Here is a 24,850-nt window from a genome sequence, read left to right on the forward strand (position 1 = left end):
GGTTGCGCGTTTTCTTCCCTTCCTATGTCTTAGGAGGTATCAAGTATCAACACTTCCTGTCTTACATCCTATGTCTATATTAAGCTATAGGCATGAACTATTCTACTCTACGCAAAAATTCATCATTCATTATTCATCATTCAACATTCAACATTCAACATTCAACATTCAACATTCATCACTTAAGACCCTACTTAACAAATCAACGACTTAACCACTCTCCATACCATTTCCCGCTTTCTTTAACGATACGTTTTTGCGTTTCAAAGTCGACATGCACCAGACCGAAGCGCGGATGGTATCCTTCCGCCCATTCAAAATTATCGGTAAAGGTCCATACAAAATAGCCACGCACATCTACTCCCTCCACTTTAGCGCGCAAGACCTGCTGAATGTGATCTTGTAAATATTTTGTCCGTTCCGCATCATAGACACGATCACCGATCACCTCGTCTTTAAATGCTGCTCCATTTTCGGTAATAATGATGGGAGGCATGTTAGGATAGCTCTGGAACCGCTTAAGTGCCTCATAGATAGACGGCGGGTAAATTTCCCAATCCATCGCCGTCGTGTGTTTTACCCCCCTTTTGCGAGGTTCAACAATGTTAGCCCACACATAAGGCATCAGCATTGAAAATTGGATAACCTCTCGTGTATAAGTTTGAAGTCCTATAAAATCGAAATTAAAACCGATATTCTCTTCGTCGCCTGGAAGTATATATTTCTTTAAATTTTTAAGTGCTTTGACAGCGTCGATGGGATATCCCATCCCTAAGATAGGTTCTAAAAAAAGGCGATTCATAATTGCATCTGCCCTTCTAAGTGCATGGATATGTCTCGTCTTAAGGGATATGGGCTCGAGCACCGAATGTGAAAAAGTAGTGCCTACCATTGCCGTAGGATAACGCTCTTTTATAATTTTGGCCCCTCGGGCCATGCTAAGCGTAGCATGGTGCACCGCCGGAAGGAAATAGCGGAGGCCCCACCGTCCCGGCGCGTGCTTTCCGAAAAAATAGCCCGCACCAACGAAGGCAACCGGCTCGTTCATAACCATCCAATGCTTTACACGATCGCCAAAAGAATCAACACATAAACGGACATAGGTCTCAAACCATTCTAAAATGGAACGGTTGGTCCAGCCACCTTTGTTTTCCAGTGCTTGCGGAAGATCCCAATGATATAAGGTTACCCAAGGTGTAATTCCATGTTGGATACACGTATCAATGACCCGGTTATAAAAGTTGATACCCTCGCGATTAATTTCTCCCACACCTTCCGGCAGTATACGTGTCCAAGCAATGGAAAAGCGAAAATGCGGGATATTCAGCTGTTTCATTAGTAAAATATCGTCTTCATACCGATTGTAAAAATCGCACGCAACTTCCGCATGATGCCCGTTTCTGATTTTTCCTTTCTTTTTACTAAAAACATCCCATATGGATGGGCCTTTCCCGTCAGCATTATGCCCCCCTTCTATCTGATAAGCGGCCGTAGATACGCCCCAGATAAACTCTTCACCAAATAAGCTGCGATTCATATATGGAGATGCGTGGCTAAAATCTTATCTACAATTTCTTGTGTATTGTCGGGGTAACTAACTTTTACCCCCTGATCGGTATTTATCCAGCGCTCAATAGCTTCATCATTCTTTGATTTGAGATTTTTGATAACCGGTATGCCCATTTGCATTAACGCCGCCGCATTTAAATGTTGCTCATATTGATTTTTCATCGGAACAACCATTAACTTCTTACCCAAAAAAAGCGCTTCAGCAGGCGTCTCAAAGCCCGCCCCGCATAAAATACCATGGCAAGAGGCCATACTTTCCACAAATTTCTGATTATTAATAGGCTGAACGTTCACATTCTTGAGTGAAAAGGGCACTCGATTATGCTTAGAGAACACGTCCCATTGAACTTGATCAAAGCGTAGCAGGCTTTTTAATAGACGTGCGTCATCATAGGCCGGTAGGTACACCGTATAGTGCCCCTTATCACTGATTTCCTGCTCCCGGATTTGCTTTCTGATAACCGGTGTAAATATAGAGGGACTGTAAGGTTGAAAATGGAAACCGTAACTTACATCTACCGGGGCATAATGCTTTAAAATAAACTTACCCATCATGTCCACTTCTTCAGGCTTTGGCGATTTGGAATCCAAAACAGCTGATTGATGACTCATGCCGATGCAAGGATGCTCGCGTAAATGACAAGCCCAGGCAGTTACGGGCTCAAAATCGTTAATCACGAGATCATAATCCTCAACAGGCGTTTCATTTACCTCTTTTACGATATCTCGAACTTTATTACTCATAAAAGTTCGCCAGAGGTCGACACCGCCTGCTTTTCCAAAGATAAAGCTAAGCCCGTGCTTACGATATTTGACCTCAAAAGGCAAATCTAAATCGGCTTGGATACCGCTCACGAGAATGTCTACCTCTGCCCGTTTTTTTAAACAAGGGATCACATCCATCGCCCGGCTTAAATGTCCGTTACCTGTTCCCTGTACAGCATACAATATCTTCATTTGATAATGATAAGTACTATACTTAATCTTTTGGTTAGGTTAAAGTTAATTATTTGTAACCAAAATTGTTTGTTTGTTGTTGGTTACCGGTTATTGGTTGTTAGGATTGAAGACCTAACAGCTAATACCTAAGACCTTAAACCTTAATACGGTATTCCTAGCCTTTTGAAAATAAAATGCCATAACCAAACCGGACCGATTAAAAGAAACTTGATATCTGTCAAAAACGAGGGTTTCTTACCTTCAATTTTGTGACCTATAAATTGTCCGATCCAGGCTATAACAAAAATGATCAGGCATATCAACCAGGGTGCAGGCCCTCCTGCTTTTTCCCAATACTCCAGTTGTACGATAATATAGCTGAAAACCCCAAAGCTAAAAAGCATCGCATAAGATAACGTAGGAGCTAAACGGAGATAGTAGTAAACCACCAGTGCCATTGCGATGGTAAACCAGTTAATAAAACCATTATAACGCCCTAAGAATTCAAGATGTGGAAAAGGGATGAACCAGATAAGCCCGGAAATACTAAAGGTTATAAGTGGAACACAGATCCAATGAATCAGTTTGTTGCTTGAATGTTGGTGGTGTTCAGCATATTGCTCAAAATAAAGATCAATAGGGCGTTTCTTTGTCTGTATCTGCTTCGCCGACTTAAGCTGTTTTGACATAAGAGTAAGAATTTAGAGGATGCCTAAAAGCTTTCCCGATGTTCATTCGACCGTGTACTCATATCTCAACTTATTTCGATTGCCTACCAGCGATGAGCAAGCAATCGAAAAAATGTCAAGAAAAGGCCTTTTTAAACAACCTCCTTGTATTATTTATTTTGCAAAGGCCACTGATCGGGTTTCGCGGATAACCGTAACCTTAATCTGCCCGGGATATGTCATTTCGGTTTGTATACGATTGGATATATCTGCCGCTAATATTTCTGCCTGGGCATCAGTAACTTTTTCACTTTCTACCACCACACGCAATTCCCTACCGGCTTGTATCGCAAACGTTTTTTCCACGCCTGGATAAGAAAGTGCTAGCTCTTCCAACTCCTTTAAACGCTTGATATAACTTTCAACAACTTCTCTCCTCGCTCCAGGCCTTGCACCGGAGATCGCGTCACATGCTTGTACGATTGGAGAAATAAGCGAAGTCATTTCAATTTCATCGTGGTGAGCTCCGATAGCATTGCAAACTTCAGGGTGTTCTTTGTATTTCTCGGCCAATTGCATACCTAAAATCGCATGAGGTAATTCAGGATTATCGTCAGGCACTTTACCGATATCATGCAATAAGCCGGCACGTTTTGCGAGTTTTACGTTTAATCCCAATTCAGCCGCCATGGTTGCACAAAAATTAGCCACTTCGCGCGAGTGCTGCAACAAGTTTTGCCCATACGAGGAACGATAACGCATTCTGCCAACCATCCGGATCAACTCCGGATGTAAACCATGGATGCCCAAATCAATAACAGTACGTTCGCCAATCTCTACAATTTCGTCTTCTATCTGCTTTTTGGTTTTCGCTACAACTTCTTCAATGCGGGCGGGGTGAATACGTCCATCTGTAACCAATCGGTGCAAAGCAAGCCGCGCAATCTCTCTTCTTACCGGATCAAACCCGGACAAGATAATCGCCTCAGGCGTGTCGTCAACGATGATCTCTACGCCAGTAGCTGCTTCCAATGCACGGATATTACGTCCTTCACGACCGATAACGCGTCCTTTGATTTCATCATTTTCTATGTTAAAGATGGAAACCGTATTTTCGATAGCGCTTTCGGTAGCCGTACGCTGTATAGTTTGAATGACCACCTTTTTTGCTTCTTTACTGGCAGTGAGTTTGGCCTCATCTACAATGTCTTTTATCTGGATCATTGCTTTCGACCGTGCCTCTTCTCTTAGGTTATTTACCAGTTGTTCTTTCGCTTCTTCCGCCGATAAACCCGCAATTGTTTCTAACTGCTTAATGTGCTGCATTTTCAAATGCTCCACCTCATCCTGTTTTTTGTTGTTCAGCTCAATCTGACGTTCCAGATTTTTCTTAACGTTATCAAGCTCTTGCTTTTCCCGATTAACTTGCTCTAATTTGGAATTAAGTGATTGTTCTTTTTGGCGAAGTGAGTTCTCCTTTTGATTGATCGCATTATTTTTTTGGTTAACCTCCCGTTCATGTTCGGCCTTTAAATGAAGAAACTTTTCTTTTGCTTCCAATAAACGATTTTTCTTCAGCATCTCCGCCTCTTGTTCAGCCTCTTTTAAGATACGTTTAACCTTATTCTGTGCTGCAATTTCTTGCTTCTTAAGTAAGCTACGGAGTAAAAAGCGTCCGATCAATACGCCAATAGCCAAACCTAATAACACATAAATTACTATTTCCATGTTGTTTATATATATATTTAGTTGATAATAGAACCGGGGGATCATACTATCCCCGTTTCTAGAACCGTTGATTGCTTAATCATCGTGCAAAACCAACACCTTTCCCATAAGGTCAGGAAGGTTTACGCAAAAAAAAACCGCAGTTAAAAATAGGTTCCAATTATTTTAAACTTCTATATACAGGTTTAGCGTACTAACTATCTCCAGGTGGCGAAAGCAAAATGGAGTATGTCTATTTACGCTTCTTTATATTGAAGTGTTAAGTTTAAAAATAGTGAAACCCGAATTAACTGCGGTTAAATCTTATAGCTCTATATTTCAAAAGAACGAATCAATCTTTAAAAAACTCCGATAGCAATTGATCTAATTGGTAAACTTTATCGGATACGCTTGTATCCTCTTCTCTCACCTTTTTTTCTGCCTTTAAGGCTGCTGTAGCATAATGCAATACAGCCATCGAAAGCAGATCTTGCTTATCTCTTACCGCATAATTCTCCTGTAGATCTTTTATACGGTCGTTAATTAATTTCGCTGCATGACGGATAATCTCTTCTTCTTCCATCTCTATCCGTAAAGGATATATCCTGTCTGCAATATTTATTTTTATGGAAATATCTCCCATAGAATGAGCTTGATTCACTATATAATTTGGGTTACTCTATTTTAGTAACTCAATACATTTATCTATTTCTCGCACAAAATCGTTAATTTTTTGCTTGATGTCAAGTGTTTTTTCATTAATGACTTCCTTTTCTACCGGTGCGCCTTCCAAAGAACGGGCAACAGTTAGCGCCTTCAGTTTCTCCTCCAGATCCTTATTTTTATCTTTGGACGCTTCAAATGCTACTTTAATGGATTGATTCTCCAATTTAAGCATGTCGTTTTCTTCTTGTAAAGATAAACATAATTCAATCAGTTTTGCTGTTTTCTCTACGACATTATCTAATTGCGCTGAAACCGTTGACATCTCTATTTAGCATTTTTAGTTAGCCTCTATCCCTTTCTAATTTCTGCACCTACTTCTTTTTCAAAGTTAAGTATTAATTTTTGTATCACCGAATCAATTTGTTTATCTGTTAAGGTTTTTTCCTCGTCTTGCAACTCAAAGCTCAAAGCGTAGGACTTCTTTCCCGCCGGCAACTTGTCACCTACATAAACATCAAAAACACCTACTGATTTGAGAAGTTTACGTTCGGTTCGTTCGGCTATATTCTTTAAAGCGTCGAAGGTTACTTGCTGATCAATCAATAGCGATAAATCTCTTCTTACCGCAGGAAATTTGGCTACTTCCTTATAGGTGATTTTATTTTTACGGATGGCCTTTAGTAGTAATTCCCAATTGAATACCGCATAATATACCGTGCCGTTCACATCGGCTTTTTTTAAAGCCTTTGTAGAAACTGCGCCAAATTTCACTAAGGTCTTTTGTCCTTTAACATATTGTAGGCCATATGAAAAATGCGCGCTCTCCAAGTCTTCCGTTTTGAGATCGCGAATGTTAAGACGCTTCACTAAGGCATCAACTGCTGCTTTTATATCGTAAAAAGAAACGGGCTGCGACTGTTGGTTCCATTGCTGGGTATGTTGAGCGCCCGTAATGGTTAAACTTAATTGCTGTTCTTCTTCGTAAACGCCGTCTACCATATGATAAGTCTTCCCGAACTCAAATAATTTCAAATCGGGATTTTTTCGCTTTTGATTATATGCAACAGCTTCTAATGCGGAAAAGAGCAAGTTTTGTCGCATGACGTCCAAATCACTGCTTAAGGGATTTAGTATCTTAACCACTGTCTCTTCATTATCGGCATAGGCTAATTTAGTAAGCGAGTTGGATAAAATCTCAATAAATCCATTGGCTATTAAAGTATCCGCAACGAGGTTCTGAATCACTTCTTTGTCTGGTTTTGCAGAAGTATTCAATGAAGCCTTGATTTGCTGCTTCATCTCGATATTATTATAACCGTAAATGCGCAAAACTTCTTCGGTAATGTCAACCTCCCGCGTCACATCAACTTTATAGGGCGGAACATAAACCGTCAAAACGCCTGCGTCTTTGCTTGCTATCTGTATTTGCAATGCCTGTAAAATATCAACAATATTTTCGTCAGTGATATTTTTACCGATCAAACGTCGAACGTTGTCCGGATTGACCTCAAAAACAAAAGGTTTTACCGGAGCAGGATAAATATCTGATATCTCGGAAGATATTTCTCCACCTGCGACTTCCACCATTAGCAACGCAGCCCGTTTAAGCGCATAAACGGTCATATCGGGATCTGTACCACGTTCAAATCGGAACGAAGCATCTGTTTTCAAGTTATGTCGCTTTGACGACTTTCTAATAGAAACGGCATCAAAATAGGCGCTTTCCAAAAACACATTCATAGTCGTTCCGGTAACACCTGAATTTAGTCCGCCAAATACGCCAGCAATGCATAGGGGCTTCTCCTCGTCACAAATCATAAGATCTTCCGCAGATAGCTTACGTTCTACCTCGTCTAATGTAACAAAAGCCTCGCCTTCTTTCGCGTTGCGAACGATAATGTGACTACCTGCTACCTTATCTGCATCAAATGCATGCAGTGGTTGCCCTAGCTCGTGAAGGACATAATTGGTGACGTCAACAATATTATTAATGGGTCTTAAGCCAATTGCCCTTAGTTTTTCCTGTAACCACTCAGGTGAGTCGGCAACTTTTACGCCACTAATACTCAGGGAAGAATAACGCTTACAAGCATTGGTGTTATCCACAGTGACAGGCATCAAACGACCCGATCCCGCTTTGAAGGAGCTAATATCCGGCAACTTTACTTCCTGTCTCAAAACAGCCGCTACATCCCTAGCAACCCCTAAATGAGAGGCGGCATCAGCACGATTCGGCGTCAGCCCGATTTCGAAGCAATAATCGTCTTTTACGCCGAAAAAATCTTTAGCCAAACTTCCAACGGGTGCGTCAGCGGGCAATACCATAATTCCTTCGTGCGATTTGCCCAAACCTATTTCATCCTCCGCGCAGATCATCCCTTCGGAAACTTCTCCCCTTATTTTCGATTTATTGATTTTAAAAGGTTCACCCTCCAATGGGTAAACCGTTGTACCAACGGTTGCTACTACTACTTTCTGGCCGGCAGCGACATTTGGGGCCCCGCAGACAATGTGTAATAAAGAAGCTTCCCCGACATCGACCGTAGTAATACGCAGTCTATCAGCATTTGGGTGTTGCTGGCAAGTTTTCACCTCTCCGATCACTAAACCTGTCAAACCCCCAGGAATGCCCTGGATTTCTTCAACACCTTCAACTTCTAAACCAATATCTGTTAATATTTGTGAAAGTTCGTTCGGGTTTTTATCAGTAGATATAAATTGTTTGAGCCAGTTGTACGATATCTTCATGGAAATAGTCTGTTTTCTTTGCTTTTTTATTTCGACGTTGCTTGGGTGACAGATTAAATAAATATCGCCAATAAAAGTTTATTAAATCCAGACTCAATACGGAGGCTGCAATAAACAGGCTACCTGTTAATCGTCCCACCGGTTGCAACGCTAAAAATTGTTGCAAACTTAGCATATTTTTTATTTTTATCGTACTTTGAGATAAGATAGATCACGAATATTAACTTGAATTCGGTTACTAGATATCCCCATGATCTAAAAAGCTGTAATAGCCTTCATCGGAAATGATGAGATGATCCAGTACCCTAACGTCAAGCAGTTTCCCTCCCTCAACAATTTTCTTCGTCAGCTGTTTGTCTGCCATGCTTGGCCTCAGCGAGCCGGAAGGATGGTTATGGCTTAAGATCAAACCCGTTGCCTTTGCCTGCAATACCGCTTGAAACACACCCTTGGCATCAACAGCCACCACACCGCTCCCACCTTTGCTTATTAATTCCTTTGCAATTACCCTATTATTTGTATTTAATAACAGAATCCAGAATTCCTCATGAGATAGATCAGCATAAACCGATTGCAACACCTGATAGGCATCTTCGCTACTCTCAATTTGAGGCTTTAGTACCGAGGCATTCTCTTTTCTCCGTCGTCCCAGCTCCAAAGCAGCAATGATGGCAATAGCTTTCGCCTCTCCTATTCCCTTATAATTGCATAAATCTGCAAGGGTTAATCGCGCTAAGTCACTCAGGTTGTTTTCCACATCACTTAAAATACGCTTACTGAGCTCAACAGCGGTTTCCTCTTTTGATCCGCTGCCTATTAAAATGGCTATCAGTTCAGCGTCACTGAGTAAACGACGGCCATTTAATAATAACTTTTCTCTTGGTCTGTCTTGTTCTGCCCATTGTTTTAAACGCATTCTTTTGGTGTAGGTTTCCTGCATAATTTTAATTCTAAGGTTTAAAAAAGATTTTCAGGTTCAGTGAAATTTATAGGACTAAGATAGCAAATTTCGGTTGGAAATCCTCTCTCCTCCTCCCGATAGCTAAAACCCAAATCTTATAGTAGCAAATTCATCTAAGTTTACTATTTTAGGCCTTAATTTACGCAATTATAAGCAATGAACAAATTACTACAGCTAGGAATGTGCGCATTGATCGGCGGAACGCTATCGGCTTGTCAACACATTCAATCGAAAGAAGCAAAAATGGAAACACCGTCTTGGGTTGATTTATTCAACGGAAAAAACCTTGATGATTGGACGGTAAAGATTGCCAAACATGAGGTTGGCGAAAATTATGCTAACACGTTTCGGGTGGAAAATGGCGTTATCAAGGTAGGCTACGAAGGATATGATCAGTTCGACCAACAGTACGGACATATTTTTTATAATAAACCGTATTCTTATTATTTGTTAAGAGTTGAATATCGATTTGTTGGTGAGCAAGCAAAAGGCGGTGAAGGTTGGGCCTGGAGAAACAGCGGTATTATGCTTCATGGGCAGGAACCTCATACTATGTTAAAAGATCAAGACTTTCCGATTTCTCTTGAAGCACAACTTCTTGGCGGGAATGGAAAAGAAGAAAGAAGCACCGGAAATTTATGCACGCCGGGTACCGAGGTCGTTTATAAAAATGAGCAATATACGCCTCATTGTTTGAACTCTAATTCAAAGACCTATGCCGGTGATCAATGGGTTACTGCGGATGTGCTAGTGCTCGGTGATTCCATTATCAAACATATCATCAATCGTGATACCGTAATGGTTTATACCAAGCCGACGATAAATGGTGGTGGCGTTAGCAATTACGACCCTAAAGTGAAACAAGATGGGAAATTGCTGAGCAGCGGATATTTTTCCCTGCAAAGCGAAAGCCATCCAATAGAATTTAGAAAAGTTGCTATTATTGATTTAGAACCTTATGCTAAAGATCCAAAAAAGTTGGATGGTATATTGAAGGAAATTCGTGAAAGGGCCACCAAATAATAAAAGGGGTTGTGGAAAAAATCCCAACCCCAAAAATCTTAAACTATATATCTTAAGCTAAACCGTTAACGAACTTCGTCAATTTAGACTTATTGTTAGATGCTTTGTTTTTATGAATCACGTTTTTCTTTGCTAAACGATCTAGCATTGATATTACACGAGGTAATAAAGTAGCAGCTTCCTCTTTCGAAGTTGTCGCACGTAATTTCTTAATAGCGTTACGCGTTGTTTTTGCTTGGTAACGATTTCTTAAACGCTTCGCAGCGTTAGCTCTAATTCTTTTAATTGAAGATTTATGGTTTGCCATTTTTTAGCCTTTAATCCTTAATGTTTTTTTTCGGACTGCAAATATAGAATTAAGATTTGGATATTACAAAAAAGTTTTAAAAAGAGTTTGAAACGAATCTTGCTTATGAATCGTATCCTGACATTTTTATTAGCCTGTACAACCATATTTTTCTTAAGTTCTTGGGGCTTTTATGCCCACACAGAGATCAATCGCTTAGCCGTTTTCACCTTACCAAGCCAATTGGCTCCTTTTTACAAAAAACATCTGTTGTATTTAAGTGAACACGCGGTGGATGCTGACAAAAGAAGATATGCCAATGAATACGAGGCGGCCCGACACTATATTGACATCGATGCTTATGGAAGCCATCCATTTGATAGTTTACCGAAGCATTGGTCGGAAGCTGTCTCAAAGTACGGCGAGGATACACTCAACAGCCATGGTATTGTGCCTTGGCAGATCGATCGAACCTACCGTCTTTTAACAAAAGCCTTTAGCGATGGTGAACTATCGAAGATTCTACGATATTCTGCTGACTTGGGGCACTATATTGCCGACGCACATGTTCCACTTCATACGACGCACAATTACAATGGTCAATTGACCAATCAAGTCGGAATCCACGCGTTCTGGGAAAGCCGTCTTCCTGAATTGTTTGCTCATCAATATAATTTTATTGTCGGCCGTGCCCGGTATGTTGCAGATCCGCTAGATGAGGCTTGGAGAATCGTCCAGCAAAGTTTTTTACTCGTCGACAGCGTGTTGACTTTGGAATCTACGCTTAACGATCGGCATCCCAAGGAAAAAAAATACACCTATGAAAACCGACTACGTACATTGGAAAGGGTCTATTCCCGTTCTTACTCAACAGCTTATCATCGATCATTGGGCGGAATGGTAGAAAGACAGATGAGGAAATCAATCTTAGCTACCGGCAGTTTCTGGTATTCGGCATGGATCGATGCCGGGCAGCCCGATCTGGAAAATCTTTTAAAAATTGATAGCCGCCACCTGGTTAATCCCGAAAAAGATAGCATCCCCCCTAATGGTAAAGCCTTTGGCAGGGAAGAATGGCAATAAGTAATCCGGACTACCTCTAATATTAAAACCGGACTACCTAATCTAACGTAATAGCTGTTTAATTTGCACCGGTTTCTACTATGAGAAACCGGAAGAAGCACTTTTAAAAACACCTAGCTGTCATGAGAGTTTTTACGTTTATAGTCTTTTGCCTCTTTACAAAGGCCCTATTAGCACAATCGCCCCTATCATCTATTGACACGGATACCGTGACTACTTCACTAAATGAAGTGATTATTAATGAAAATCGCCTTCAGACACCTTTTTCGGAACAAAACAGAAATATCAATATCCTAACGAAAGAGCAAATAAAAAATTTACCTGCGCGTTCGGTTAGTGAGTTGCTCAGCTTTATACCCGGTGTGGATGTTCGACAGCGAGGTCCGTGGGGTGCACAAGCGGATATCAGTATTGATGGGGGTACTTTCGAGCAAACGATGATTTTGATCAATGGTATTAAAGTAAATGATCCACAAACCGCACACCATTCCATGAATATCCCAATTCCTATCGGAGCCATAGAACGAGTGGAAGTTATCCGTGGGCCAGCGGCTCGTGTCTATGGTATAAATAGTTTAACCGGAGCCATTAACATCGTCACCCGAACACCTGATAACGATTTCTACGAGGGAACTGTCCAACTCGCTTCCAGTTTAAAAAGCAAGGAAGAAGGCAGCGGCCTTTATAACGGACGCACTATCCAATTGGGCACCGGATTCGCAGGTAGTACTGCGACGCATCTCGTATATGGAAGTCATGATTCCGGAAATGGATATCGTTATAATACGCCCTACAATAACAGCAAGATTTTTTATCAAGGAAAGATAAAAAACCATCATGAGGGACTGTGGAACCTCATGGGAGGCTATACCTATAATAATTTTGGAGCCAATGCTTTCTACGCTCCGCCAAATGACAAAGAAGCAAAGGAGATTGTACAAACCGCCCTTTTTTCGCTTGGGTTTACCAGCAGCACTTTAAATCGATGGAAGTTTTCACCGCGACTGAGTTATCGATATAATTATGACGACTATCGTTACAACCAATATAATTTAAGCTTGTTCAGAAATTTACACCACTCTCATGTAGTTAACACAGAGTTCAATGCTACCTATGGCACAGGAAGAGGTGTATTAGGATTAGGCATAGAGTTGCGAAATGAATTTCTCATCAGTACGAATATGGGTGATCGACAACGAAATAACTATGGCCTGTACGCCGAGTATGAAACTGAATTTTCGGAACGATTAACAGCTAATATCGGCGCCTATTTGAATTATAACACACATTTCGGCTGGCAGGTATACCCTGGCTTAGACTTGGGCTATAAATTAGCTCCTCATTGGCGTCTCTATATCAACACGGGTTCGGGACAGCGAATTCCTTCTTTTACCGATCTTTACACCAATGGTGGAGGCAACGTTGGTAATCCCGATTTAAATTCCGAAAATGCTTGGTATACAGAAGGGGGATTAAAATATAACAATGAGCGTAGTTTTGTAAACATCAGTTATTTTTACAGGAAAATAACTGATTTTATTGATTGGACAAGGGCTAACACCGATGAAAGTTGGCGTGCTTCCAATTTTATGCAAAATCAAGTGCAGGGTTTTAATGTAAATGCCAATTGGCAATTGAGCACCCTCGCTAATAGTAACTGGTATCTCTGTCTTGCCTATAATTACCTAGATCCCAAGGTAAAGGCAGTTTACCGGGATCCTGTTATGTCCAAATACGCCATTGAGAGTTTAAGGCATCAAGCAGCACTGCAATTAAGCTTTAGATCAGAACCTATATCATTCAGTATATCAGAACGTTTTGTTGAGCGGATAAGTTATAAAAATTATTTTTTAACAGATGTAAAACTGAGCTATAACTGGAAGAAGTACAGACTGTTCTTAGACGCCAATAATATATTCGATACGAGCTATATTGAAGCATCAGCTATTCCGCTGCCGGGACGGTGGTTTAATCTCGGATTTAATTGCAGTTTCTAAATCTAAGTAAGAGGTCGTCCGGAAACTACTTTCTAGACGACCTCCTACTCTTTGATCTAGCGGATTCCTAGTATCTCTTTATTGAGTTTCTCATTCACCCCGGTAGAAGCAAAATCATCGAATGTTTTATCCGTTACTCGAATAATATGTTCACTAATAAACTTAGCCCCTTCTTTAGCACCATCTTCGGGGTGTTTTAGTGCGCACTCCCATTCCATAACAGCCCATCCGCTAAAATCGTACGCGGTGAGTTTACTAAACACTGACTTAAAGTCTACCTGACCATCGCCTAACGACCTGAATCGACCCGCACGTTCAACCCAACCCTGATATCCTCCATAAACACCTTGTTTACCTGTTGGATTAAATTCGGCATCTTTTACATGAAACATTCTAATACGCTCATGGTAATGATCTATATAGGCTAGGTAATCCAAGCATTGAAGTACAAAGTGAGATGGATCATATAAAAGACAAGCTCTTTTGTGGTTATCGACTTTATCTAGAAACATCTCGTAGCTAATACCATCATGTAGGTCTTCCCCCGGATGAATTTCGTAACATAAATCAACACCAGCTTCGTCAAATGTATTTAAGATGGGTAACCATCGATTAGCCAACTCTTTAAAGCCTTCTTCCACTAGACCCGCAGGGCGTTGCGGCCAAGGATACACGGTATGCCACAGCAAGGCACCGCTAAAAGTAGCATGCTCGGTAAGGCCAAGATGCTGTGAGGCTTTCGCTGCATATTTGAGCTGCTGAACCGCCCATTCGGTACGAGCTTTCGGGTTATTATGATACTTCTCCGGAGCAAAGCCGTCAAACAATTTATCATATGCGGGATTCACTGCTACCAGTTGTCCTTGTAAATGGGTTGATAACTCCGTAATCTCTAAACCGTAACTATTTACAAGCCCTTTTATTTCATCAGCATAGGTCTTGCTTTCAGCGGCTTTTTGCAAGTCGAAATAAGAAGTCGCCCATGTGGGAATTTGTATACCTTTGAACCCTAAATCTTTAGCCCACTTACAAATAGAATCTAGGGTATTAAATGGTGGATTTTCTCCAATAAATTGTGCTAAAAAAATGCCTGGTCCTTTAATTGTTTTCATCTATTATTTTTTTTAATTGCTGATGAGAGCTCGCGTAAATAATATTGCTCTATGTGTCAATATTATTTACGTCTCGGTTTCATTCCAAATTTTACTTTTTGTTGGCTTTTCTAATACTGAGGGTTCAATATATTACATTTTTTTGAGCAAACCAAAAACCCTGCTTATGGGGCAGGGTTTCCGAGTACATTTTTAAATATACCGATTAATCAGATTCTCCAAATATTCTTGTTTACCACTGATTGCTTTCGGTTCACCAAGCGAAATCGCCAGGTTTCGAAGATCCGCTAACGATAGCTTTCCTTCCTCATAGGCTTTGCCATCACCGCTATCGAAAGAAAGGTAGCGCTCTCTTCTTATTTTAGTATAGTCAGAGTTTTTTAAAATTTTGTCTGCCACTAATAAAGCACGTGCAAAAGTATCTGCGCCACCGATATGTGCGTAGAATAAATCGGCCGGATCGGTTGAGTTTCGTCTAATTTTAGCGTCAAAGTTAATACCGCCTCCAGCAAAACCACCCGCCTCTAAAATGATCAACAGGGATTCCACCAGTTCGTTGATATTATTCGGAAACTGATCCGTATCCCATCCATTTTGGTAATCGCCACGGTTAGCGTCAATGGAACCTAATAATCCCGCATCCGCAGCTACTTGTAGCTCATGCTGGAAAGTATGTCCTGCTAAGGTAGCGTGGTTCACTTCCAGATTTAGCTTAAAATCATTTAACAAGTCATATTGACGTAGAAAACCTATAACAGTCGCGGCATCGTAGTCATATTGATGTTTTGTAGGTTCACAAGGTTTGGGTTCAATGAAGAAGGTGCCCTTGAAACCTTGCGAACGTGCATAGTCTTTTGCTATATGTAACATCTTCGCCAAATGCTCCTGTTCCCTCTTCATGTCCGTGTTCAGCAAGGTCATATAACCTTCCCTACCACCCCAGAAGACATAATTTTCACCACCTAAAGCGATTGTTGCGTCGAGCGCCGCTTTGATTTGTGCGCCCGCGTGTGCCACTACATGGAAATCAGGATTCGTTGCAGCGCCGTTCATATAGCGTTTATGACTGAAGAGATTAGCCGTCCCCCATAGCAATTTTACGCCACTAGCCTGTTGTTTTTCTTTTGCATAAGCGACTAATTTTTGTAGACGTTCTTCATTTTCCATAACATTATCTCCATAATCCACTACATCTACATCATGGAAGCAATAGTATGGCATGTCAATTTTGGTAAAGAACTCAAATGCGGCATCCATTTTGTCTTTTGCCCGCTGAATTACGTCTGCGTGCTCATCCCACGGAAACACATGCGTTTGACCACCAAAAGGATCCGAACCCGTTCCGTTGAATGAGTGCCAATAGGCTACAGCAAAGCGAAGATGCTCTTTCATGGTTTTACCTCCTACTACCCGGTTAGGATCGTACCAACGATAAGCTAATGGGTTATCACTTTCCGGACCTTCATACTTTATTTGTCCGATTCCTTTAAAATACTCGCGTTCTCCAATAATAATTGACATATGATATCTATTTATTAGTTTATTATAATACATTATTTCATTTGATTCTCTAATAGATGCAGCCATTGACCATATTCCTCCTCATAGTTCCAGTTGGGATTTGGTTCAATTACCCTAAGTGCTTTTGCGTTTTGAAAAGCCTCTTTCGATGAATTAAAAACGCCGGCACCAATACCTGCTCCAAGCGCAGCTCCAACACTGCCATCGTTATTGTAAAGTTCGACGGGGGTATCCGTTACGTTCACAAAAATCTGTGTGAATAGGTCACTTAAAAATAAATTAGCTTTACCCGCACGTATCACCTCGGGAGACATACCGTTCTCTCTCATAATATCAAGACCATATCGAAAAGCAAAGGCAATTCCCTCCTGGCTAGCTCTAAATACATGTTCACGCTGATGCTTATTTAAATCCAGATTGGCTAAGTGCGCACCAAGTATACGGTTTTCCAAAATCCGTTCGGCACCATTTCCAAATGGCAGTATCTTAAGTCCATCGCTTCCTAAGGAAACTGTCGAAGCCAGCCTATTCATATCCTCATAATCAAGTCCCTTTCCGAATTGTTCTTTAACCCATCTATTTAAAATCCCTGTGCCGTTTATACAAAGCAATACACCAACCTTCGGGTCATCTAACCCGTAATTGACGTGAGCAAATGTATTCACACGCGAGAGGCGATCATAAACAAGTTGGTCACTTACACCATAAATAACGCCGGATGTGCCTGCCGTTGCGGCCACCTCTCCCGGATTTAAAACATTTAAGGATAATGCATTATTAGGCTGGTCTCCTGCCTTATAACTTATAGGAATACCGGCAGCAAGACCCAATTTATCGGCTATCTCCTTGCTAAGCCTGCCGTGTTCCCCGAAAAGGGGTGCCACTGTTGGTATTAGATCTTCTCTAAAGCCAAAATAGTCCATAAGTTCTTTGGATAATCGCTTGTTCCGAAAATCCCAAAATATCCCTTCAGAAAGAGCTGAAATACTTGTCGTAATGGTTCCTGTTAATTTCATGGCAATATAATCGCCTGGAAGCATTACTTTATATACGCTATCATATAGAACTGGTTCATATTCTTTTATCCATCCCAATTTAGCAGCGGTGAAATTTCCGGGAGAATTGAGCAAGCTAGCAAGAGCGGCTTCTTCTCCTAATGCACGAAAAGCCTTCTCTCCTATTGAAACAGCCCGACTGTCACACCAGATAATCACGTTACGAAGATTATTTAACGCTTTGTCAACCATGACCAATCCATGCATTTGATAAGCAATACCAATAGCCTTAATATCTTGCGGGTTATAACATTTTTGATTGTTTAATGAGCGGATCGCTTGTTGAACATGCTCCCACCACATATCGGGTGATTGCTCCGCCCAGCCTGCCTCGGGAGTTAAAATCGCTGTCTCCTCTTCTTCGGGATATCTTAACGAGGCGACACAGCTTTGCTTGTCAGCGTCTACCACTGATATCTTAATAGCAGATGTTCCAATATCTATTCCTAATAATAACATAGATCTTCAGTTTACTTAGGTTAATGCTAACGTTGGCATAAAAATAGAACTAAAGAATGAAAATTGCAATAGGCAGCGTATTATTTTATTGTTTTTGGCTTCACAATGATATCGCCCGCTGCTATATAGCAAAATTGCATATCACCTTCATTTTTTCTATGTTTGATAAATTATTTCGTATATTTTCTATAATAGCCGTGGATCTTTGCTTTGGTGGTCTAGTTCCGGCAACCCAAGTTTAAATATTATATTACCGAATGAAGAAAGTCACTATACTGGATATTGCCAAAGAACTGAACATCACATTTTCAACTGTTGCAAGGGCCTTAAATGATCATCCTGCTATTAGTAAATCAACAAAAGAAGCTGTAAAGAAGACAGCCGAGAAACTAGGGTATAGTAAAAACAAGATTGCCTCTTCGCTACGTTCGGGCAAAAGTAATATCATCGGTGTCCTCGTCCCTTCGTTGGACGTTAGTTTCTTCAGCTCAGTGGTACATGGTATTGAATCTATTATGAACCAACATGGATATTCGATACTTTTATACCAATCGCAGGAATCCTATAAAAAAGAGGACAAAGGTATTGAAACGCTGCTTAATTCGCGTGTTGATGGCATCATTACCTCATTTGCTATCGACCGTGAAGATAGTACCATCTTTGAGGAAATTATCTCGAAAAATATTCCGCTTACGTTTTTCGATCGTGCGTTATATCAATTGAATGCACCGTCCGTTACTATAGACGATTACAAAGGTGGCTATATGGCAACAGAACACCTCATCCAATCTGGGTACAAAAAGATCGTCCACATTACAGAAACAAGGGATCTATCCATTTTTAAGGAACGTCTAAAAGGTTATTTAGATGCTTTGAAAGCCTATAATATTCCCGTTAACGAGGATTTAATTCTTAAGGGCAACTTATCGCTGAATTTCGGTAAAGACTGTGTAAAGGAGTTGACAAGCAGAGGCATCGACTTTGATGCTATTTTTACACTAGAAGACTTTACTGCTATGGGAGTTATACAGCAGTTAAAATCACAACAGATCAGAATACCGGAAGAAGTAGGTGTAATAGGCTTTGCCAACGAAGCTTTCGGCAGTCTGGTTACGCCATCTCTTTCAACCATTGATCAACAAACGCATTTGATGGGACAAGAGACAGCACAGTTATTTTTGACGATGTTAAAAGAGGGAAGTTTTTATAAAATGGCCCCGCAAAGAATCAAGCTTGACCCCTTACTAATCGTAAGGGAAAGTTCAAAAGGCCCACAACTTTAATCTAACTCTAATATACTTATAAAGTATTCCTAATAAGGCGTGCCTCATCTTTGCTGCATTATAATGAATGATAATGACGGCAAAGACACCTATTCTATTGGTTATATTTTTTCTTTCTTCCATTTGTAGCGTCTCTTACGGACAGATAAAACCGGATACGCTCCGCATATATCCCGAAGAAGCGGAACAGCTATTTCTTCGCAATAACTTATCATTGATAGCCGAACGATTAAATATCGATCAGGCAAATGCTTTGATACTGCAAGCGAAAGTTTGGCCAAACCCAAACTTGAGTATTGATGAAATCAACTTGAATCGCAATTCTACATCCGAATCCATTCCGCCCCTATTCGGAAGCTTTGCGCGCAATCAACAATTTACCGTACAACTCGAACAATTGATCTTAACGGCTAGGAAAAGAAAGAAAAACATAAGCCTTGAAGTTAGCAATAAACAATTAGCGGAAAATACGTTCATCGACTTTTTACAATCATTAAAAGTAGAGTTTAGGGCGCTTCTGGCTAATTTATTATTTAATCAGGAAACTTTTTCGGATCTGGAACGACAAGCACAGCTCGTTAACAAGCTAGTAAAGGCACAGGAGGCGCAACTGCAGGAAGGAAATATATCGCAAGCCAGCTATCTACGCCTAAAGGCGCTTGGAATTGAGCTGCTCAGTGAGCTTAATGAAACTAGCGAAGAACGCAATAAGTTGCAATCAAATCTAAAAACGCTTATGGCCATTAGTGGTTCTACCTTCATTGTACTAAATGACAATAAACTTAACGAAAAGACGATTAATAAATGGTCCGATATGCCCTATACGGCATTGCTTGAAATGGCTGATCATCATAACAGTCAACTTAAGATTGCCAATAGTCTAAAAGAAGTTTCATCATCTACATTGGCTGTTGAAAAAGCAAAAAGGATTCCAGACCTGACTGTTAATTTAAACTATGATCGCAATGGTTCTACGATGTTCAATTTTTTCGGTGCCGGTATTTCGTTCGATTTACCCTTGTTTGATAGAAACAAAGGCAATATTAAGTATGCCACAATTGAGATGAAAAAGCAGGAGCAGTTGACGGAGGAAAAGAGAAACGCCATTCGCAATCAGCTGGACGAGGCCTACAAAAACATCCGCCAGCGGATTCAGCTTTATAGAAGTTTCGATGCCAATTACCTTGTTCAGTTAGAAAAAATGCAATCATCTATCGCCAATAATCTACTCGGCCGCAACCTAAGCCTGCTTGAATTTCTTGATCTCTTCGATTCATTTAAAAGCAATAAACAATTGTACTACAAAACGAAAAGGGATATTCAATTACAGGCTTGCGAACTGACCTATATAATTGGCAAGGATCTGTAGCTGGATAGGAAAAATTGAATAGGTATAAGAAAGTAAGCTTCAACTAACATATTAACCAAGTTTATTCAAAGCGCTTCGGCGCTGAAAATAGCATTTATAGATTAGTACCTTAAACAGGTGATACATAAACAAATTCATTCTAATGAGAAAAAGTATAATATTTATTTCGTTCATTATAGCCTTAGGTGTAAGCTCTTGTAATTCAAGTAAAGAAAGCAATGGAGGTCAAGAAGAAGAAAACATAAAAAAAACCTGTTTGAACGATGATCTTAAAAAAATAATATCAACCGAGACGATCCGAACAAGCGTTGAAAACAAGGAAATTCTCAAACTTACCGGAAGTGTTAGCTATGACGAAGATAAAGTTTACAAATTTGTACCGCTATTAAGCGGTGTGGTGCAACATGTGGGATTCAGCCTTGGCGACTATGTGAAGAAAGGTCAGATATTACTTGAAATAAGCAGCACAGACCTGAATGATATGGTTGCCGGTTTGAATGAAGCCGAACTAAAATTAAAAATTGCACAAAGACAATTAAGCGCAACCCAAAATTTATATGCCGATGGCGTAGCTTCGGATAAAGAAATTTTAGAGGCACAGGCTGATGTAAGCAATGCACAATCCGAAATTAAAAAGACCAAAGCAAGCTTAGACATCTTTGGTGGCAATATTGAAAAAGGAGTACTGGTTATCCGCTCAAAGAATGATGGGTACATCGTGGAGAAAAATATTGTAAATGGTCAACAGATAGAAGCGGGAGGAGAACCGCTGTTTGTAATTGGCGATTTGAGTAGGGTTTGGGTAAAAGCTAACGTGTATACCGGCAATATTAGTAGTGTACGAAGGGGACAATCTGTCAATATAGAAACAACAGCCTATCCAAACAAGCATTTTAATGGGGTTATTAATCGTATTTCCAATGTAGTGGACCCAAACGAACGTGTTCTGAAAGCCATTATTGAGCTAGACAATCAAGACTTACTATTAAGACCGGAAATGATGGCTACTATTGATGTTTACTTAGATCATCAAGTTCACAGCATGGCCATTCCACATAACGCCGTTATTTTTGATAATGAAGCGTATCATCTTATTAAATACAATAACGATTGTGATTTAGAGGTGGTGGATTTTACACCTAGCTATGAAGACAATCATTATTATTATGTGTCTGATGACCACCTTCATGACGGTGATCGTATTATTGGTAAAAACAGTTTATTAATCTATAACCGATTGATCGGAAGATAACAATTTGTTCTAAGTTATTTTAAGCGCTATCCCCTACTCATACTTTATTTCAAATGATTAAACTTGTAGAGAAGATTGTTGGTTTTTCACTGAAGAATCAACTGATTGTTTTCTTTTTTGTGGCCCTCTTGATAGCCGCCGGCGTCTATGCGTATAAACATACTCCTATAGAAGCCTTTCCTGATGTTACCAATACACGTGCACGGATCATCACGCAATGGCCCGGGAGAAGCGCCGAAGAAATAGAAAAGTTCATTACTTTGCCGATAAGCAAGGAAATGAACACCATTCCCGGTAAAACAGAAGTCCGCTCCATATCACTTTTTGGCCTATCTGTGATCACTGTCAATTTCAAAGATCATATAGAAGACTTTTACGCCCAACAGTATACAGCCAACCGGTTGCGTGCTGTTGATCTACCCGAAGGGGCTGAAGCAGAAATAGAGCCGCCCTATGGGGCAACCGGCGAGATTTTTAGGTATGTAATTAAAAGTGAAAAAAAGATTCCGATTAGAGAGTTATCTGCATTGCAAAACTGGGTTATTGAAAGAGAACTTTTATCCGTAGATGGCGTGGCAGACATTGTTAGTTTCGGTGGTGAGGAAAAGATATTTGAAATAAGAGTTAATCCCGCTGAGTTAGCAAACTATAATTTGACGGCGCTTGATGTGTATGATGCGGTAGAAAAGAGCAATATTAATGTGGGAGGCGATGTCATTCAAAGGGGCGATCAAGCCTATGTGGTTCGGGGCGTTGGTTTACTTGACAAGGTAAGTGATATCGCCAGTATATTGATAAAAAATGTAAACGGGGTACCCGTACTGGTAAAGAATGTGGCCGACGTCCAGATTAGCAGTAAACCAAGATTAGGTCAGGCCGGATTAAATGAACAAGACGACCTGATCGAAGGCATCGTCGTGATGTTACGGGGCGAAAACCCAAGTGAAGTTATTGAACGATTGAAAGAACGTATACAGGATTTAAACGATCGTATATTGCCGAAAGGTGTTAAGATTGAAGCTTTTCACGATCGCACGCATCTTGTGGAGAAAACGGTAGATACTGTAACGCATAACTTGATTGAAGGTATTGTACTGGTATCTGTTGTCATATTCTTATTTCTATTTAACTGGCGTACAACCGTAATCGTTGCTTCCGTCATCCCACTGGCGTTTCTGTTCGCAATTTTGATGTTGAGAATCCAGGGTTTACCCGCCAATTTAATTTCAATTGGTGCTATTGATTTCGGATTACTTTTGGAAGGTACGATGGTTATTGTAGAGCACGTATATGTAAGTCTCGACAAAAAGGCGAAGCTATTGGGAATGGAACGCTTCAACAAAATTGCTAAAGGAGGCATTATAAGAAAAAACGCAAAGGGCGTCGCAAAATCTATCCTTTTTGCCCAAATTATATTGATCATCGCACTGATGCCGATTTTCACTTTCCAGAAAGTTGAAGGCAAGATGTTTGCACCCTTAGCTTTCACTTTGGGTTATGCACTTTTAGGATCGCTTTTATTATCGCTCACCTACGTTCCGGCCATGTGCAAGCTCTTATTGAATACCCATGTGGTGGATCGGCACAATCCCGTTGCCGAGTTCTTTCGTCGGCTCATTTTCAATTGCTATCAATTTGCCCACAGGCATATCAAAACAACCTTGTTCTTATTTGCTTTGCTTTTAACAATTTGCAGCATCGGCTTTACCAAAATTGGTACAGAATTCATACCTGAATTGAATGAGGGTGCCATCTATATACGAGCAACCCTACCAAATAGCGTAAATCTCGACGAATCGGTACGTTTAACCAAAGAAATGAAAGAAAAATTGAGAAGATTTCAGGAAGTGAAGTTTATACTGACACAAACAGGACGACCTAACGATGGAACTGACCCAACTGGTTTCTTTAATATAGAATTTCACGTACAGCTAAAGGACGACAACGAATGGCGAAAAAACATAACGAAAGAAGACCTCCTGGAAGAGATGGAAGCAACGCTTAATGTTTATCCGGGAATTAATTTCGGCTTTAGCCAACCCATTATGGATAATGTGGAGGAGTATGTTGCCGGTGTTAAGAGTTCTTTAGTGGCAAAAGTATACGGTGATGATCTATACAAATTAGAACAAATTGCGGATAGTATAGCCAAAAGCCTGAATCAGGTAAAGGGGATTGAAGATCTATTAGTTTTTAGAAATATTGGCTTACCGGAATTAAGAATACGCTTGAGTGAGGCCAGAATGGCACGATACGGTGTTTCCATGCGTGACGCACAAGCCGTTGTTGAAATGGCTATTGGCGGAAAGGCGGCGTCTACCTTTTATGACGGAGAAAAGATGTTTGATATTCGCGTACGCTATGATAAGCCCTTTCGGGATACAGAAGAACAGATTAAAAATATTTTAGTTCCCTCAATCGACAATGCTAAAATTCCGCTCTACGAAATTGCTGACATCGGGTATCATTCAGGCCCTGCCTTTATTTATCGGCAAGGGAACTCGCGCTATATTGCCGTCGGCTTTTCAGTCAGGGGGCGTGACCTGGGCAGCGCAATTAAAGAAGCACAGGATAAGGTAACGAAACAAGTGTCTCTCCCCTCATCCTACAGATTAGAGTGGGCGGGTGATTTTGAAAACCAACAACGCGCTTTAAGTAGACTGGCCGTTATAGTGCCTGTGTCGCTGCTGCTAATAGCCTTTCTTTTGTACTTAAACTTTGGCAACTTAAAGGATACACTCATTTCGTTAATAACCATTCCTTTTGCCTTTATTGGTGGCTTCATATCTTTATGGTTAACAGGAACTATTTTTGGTATTTCTGCCGGTATTGGTTTCATTATTTTGTTCGGTGTAGGAACAATTGATGGAATTATTCTTATTTCGGTTATGAAAAGTAATTTAATCAAGGGCAAAGATCTATCAAATGCTATTTCGGAAGGAGTATATGACCGAATTAGACCGGTGTTTATGATTGCTATTATGGGATCATTAGGTTTATTACCAGCTGCCCTTTCTCAGGGAATGGGTTCTGAAATACAGAAACCCTTAGCCATCATGATCGTTGGGGGGCTCTTAATCTGCATGATACTGAGCCTTGTTGTTTTACCACAGGTATTTTACCTGGCCTATAAAAAGAAAAAGTAATAATCG

Annotated in this window: 20 protein-coding genes; 7 read left to right on the forward strand and 13 right to left on the reverse strand. The window is 40.5% G+C overall.

The features are described from left to right. Positions 1 to 202 precede the first annotated feature (202 nt). The 9 genes from ACH11B_RS20980 to radC form a co-directional block, all read right to left on the reverse strand. On the reverse strand, positions 203 to 1,537 hold the full coding sequence (locus ACH11B_RS20980; protein ID WP_013667200.1) for a GH1 family beta-glucosidase: 1,335 nt from the start codon (positions 1,535 to 1,537) through the stop codon (positions 203 to 205). After that, on the reverse strand, positions 1,534 to 2,526 hold the full coding sequence (locus ACH11B_RS20985; protein ID WP_377608734.1) for a glycosyltransferase family protein: 993 nt from the start codon (positions 2,524 to 2,526) through the stop codon (positions 1,534 to 1,536). Before ACH11B_RS20985 ends, ACH11B_RS20980 begins: the two co-directional genes overlap by 4 nt. 143 nt (positions 2,527 to 2,669) lie before the next feature. Beyond that, a complete protein-coding gene (locus tag ACH11B_RS20990; protein WP_013667202.1) occupies positions 2,670 to 3,197 on the reverse strand; it encodes an Mpo1-like protein in 528 nt (175 codons plus the stop codon). A gap of 153 nt (positions 3,198 to 3,350) precedes the next feature. Continuing rightward, the gene (gene rny, locus ACH11B_RS20995; protein ID WP_013667203.1) at positions 3,351 to 4,904 is read right to left on the reverse strand and encodes a ribonuclease Y; all 1,554 of its coding nucleotides are present in this window, start codon (positions 4,902 to 4,904) and stop codon (positions 3,351 to 3,353) included. 331 nt (positions 4,905 to 5,235) lie between these two features. Further along, a complete protein-coding gene (locus ACH11B_RS21000) occupies positions 5,236 to 5,526 on the reverse strand; it encodes a cell division protein ZapA (protein ID WP_041387595.1) in 291 nt (96 codons plus the stop codon). Between the two features lie 36 nt (positions 5,527 to 5,562). After that, complete coding sequence (locus tag ACH11B_RS21005; RefSeq protein WP_013667205.1) at positions 5,563 to 5,871, reverse strand: hypothetical protein; 309 nt, start codon at positions 5,869 to 5,871, stop codon at positions 5,563 to 5,565. Between the two features lie 26 nt (positions 5,872 to 5,897). After that, complete coding sequence (pheT, locus tag ACH11B_RS21010; protein ID WP_377608730.1) at positions 5,898 to 8,297, reverse strand: phenylalanine--tRNA ligase subunit beta; 2,400 nt, start codon at positions 8,295 to 8,297, stop codon at positions 5,898 to 5,900. Further along, on the reverse strand, positions 8,254 to 8,472 hold the full coding sequence (locus ACH11B_RS21015; protein WP_013667207.1) for a hypothetical protein: 219 nt from the start codon (positions 8,470 to 8,472) through the stop codon (positions 8,254 to 8,256). The genes pheT and ACH11B_RS21015 overlap by 44 nt, the downstream gene beginning before the upstream one ends. Positions 8,473 to 8,535: 63 nt before the next feature. Next, positions 8,536 to 9,237 carry a DNA repair protein RadC gene (gene radC, locus ACH11B_RS21020; RefSeq protein ID WP_013667208.1) on the reverse strand — a complete coding sequence of 234 codons (702 nt, stop codon included), beginning with the start codon at positions 9,235 to 9,237 and terminating at the stop codon, positions 8,536 to 8,538. 177 nt (positions 9,238 to 9,414) lie between these two features. Here radC and ACH11B_RS21025 point away from each other — a divergent pair, with 177 nt between their 5' ends. After that, positions 9,415 to 10,281, forward strand: coding sequence for a DUF1080 domain-containing protein (locus ACH11B_RS21025; protein ID WP_377608728.1), 867 nt, complete (start codon positions 9,415 to 9,417; stop codon positions 10,279 to 10,281). A 52-nt stretch (positions 10,282 to 10,333) separates the two neighbouring features. Here the strand turns inward: ACH11B_RS21025 and rpsT are convergent, their stop codons facing one another. After that, positions 10,334 to 10,588 carry a 30S ribosomal protein S20 gene (gene rpsT, locus ACH11B_RS21030; protein WP_013667210.1) on the reverse strand — a complete coding sequence of 85 codons (255 nt, stop codon included), beginning with the start codon at positions 10,586 to 10,588 and terminating at the stop codon, positions 10,334 to 10,336. Between the two features lie 105 nt (positions 10,589 to 10,693). Between rpsT and ACH11B_RS21035 the strand changes: the two genes are divergently transcribed. Continuing rightward, positions 10,694 to 11,650 carry a zinc dependent phospholipase C family protein gene (locus ACH11B_RS21035; protein WP_377608726.1) on the forward strand — a complete coding sequence of 319 codons (957 nt, stop codon included), beginning with the start codon at positions 10,694 to 10,696 and terminating at the stop codon, positions 11,648 to 11,650. Between the two features lie 122 nt (positions 11,651 to 11,772). Beyond that, positions 11,773 to 13,647 carry a TonB-dependent receptor plug domain-containing protein gene (locus tag ACH11B_RS21040; RefSeq protein WP_377608723.1) on the forward strand — a complete coding sequence of 625 codons (1,875 nt, stop codon included), beginning with the start codon at positions 11,773 to 11,775 and terminating at the stop codon, positions 13,645 to 13,647. Between the two features lie 56 nt (positions 13,648 to 13,703). Here ACH11B_RS21040 and ACH11B_RS21045 read toward each other — a convergent pair whose 3' ends face one another. The 3 genes from ACH11B_RS21045 to ACH11B_RS21055 all read right to left on the reverse strand — a co-directional run bounded on the left by ACH11B_RS21045 (position 13,704) and on the right by ACH11B_RS21055 (position 17,794). Further along, positions 13,704 to 14,759 carry a sugar phosphate isomerase/epimerase gene (locus ACH11B_RS21045; RefSeq protein WP_130855789.1) on the reverse strand — a complete coding sequence of 352 codons (1,056 nt, stop codon included), beginning with the start codon at positions 14,757 to 14,759 and terminating at the stop codon, positions 13,704 to 13,706. Positions 14,760 to 14,951: 192 nt separating this feature from the next. Then, positions 14,952 to 16,280, reverse strand: coding sequence for a xylose isomerase (xylA, locus tag ACH11B_RS21050; RefSeq protein WP_130855788.1), 1,329 nt, complete (start codon positions 16,278 to 16,280; stop codon positions 14,952 to 14,954). Positions 16,281 to 16,312: 32 nt separating this feature from the next. After that, a complete protein-coding gene (locus ACH11B_RS21055) occupies positions 16,313 to 17,794 on the reverse strand; it encodes a xylulokinase (RefSeq protein ID WP_377608721.1) in 1,482 nt (493 codons plus the stop codon). Between the two features lie 257 nt (positions 17,795 to 18,051). Here ACH11B_RS21055 and ACH11B_RS21060 point away from each other — a divergent pair, with 257 nt between their 5' ends. From ACH11B_RS21060 to ACH11B_RS21075, 4 genes are all read left to right on the forward strand, one after another. Next, a complete protein-coding gene (locus tag ACH11B_RS21060; protein ID WP_289553260.1) occupies positions 18,052 to 19,077 on the forward strand; it encodes a LacI family DNA-binding transcriptional regulator in 1,026 nt (341 codons plus the stop codon). A gap of 73 nt (positions 19,078 to 19,150) precedes the next feature. Next, on the forward strand, positions 19,151 to 20,446 hold the full coding sequence (locus tag ACH11B_RS21065) for a TolC family protein (protein WP_377608719.1): 1,296 nt from the start codon (positions 19,151 to 19,153) through the stop codon (positions 20,444 to 20,446). A 142-nt stretch (positions 20,447 to 20,588) separates the two neighbouring features. After that, positions 20,589 to 21,698 carry an efflux RND transporter periplasmic adaptor subunit gene (locus tag ACH11B_RS21070; RefSeq protein WP_013667219.1) on the forward strand — a complete coding sequence of 370 codons (1,110 nt, stop codon included), beginning with the start codon at positions 20,589 to 20,591 and terminating at the stop codon, positions 21,696 to 21,698. A 53-nt stretch (positions 21,699 to 21,751) separates the two neighbouring features. Continuing rightward, on the forward strand, positions 21,752 to 24,844 hold the full coding sequence (locus ACH11B_RS21075; RefSeq protein WP_130855783.1) for an efflux RND transporter permease subunit: 3,093 nt from the start codon (positions 21,752 to 21,754) through the stop codon (positions 24,842 to 24,844). The last annotated feature ends 6 nt before the right edge of the window (positions 24,845 to 24,850 follow it).

It is taken from the genome of Olivibacter sp. EAT-5, assembly GCF_044784325.1.
Taxonomy (GTDB): domain Bacteria; phylum Bacteroidota; class Bacteroidia; order Sphingobacteriales; family Sphingobacteriaceae; genus Olivibacter; species Olivibacter oleidegradans.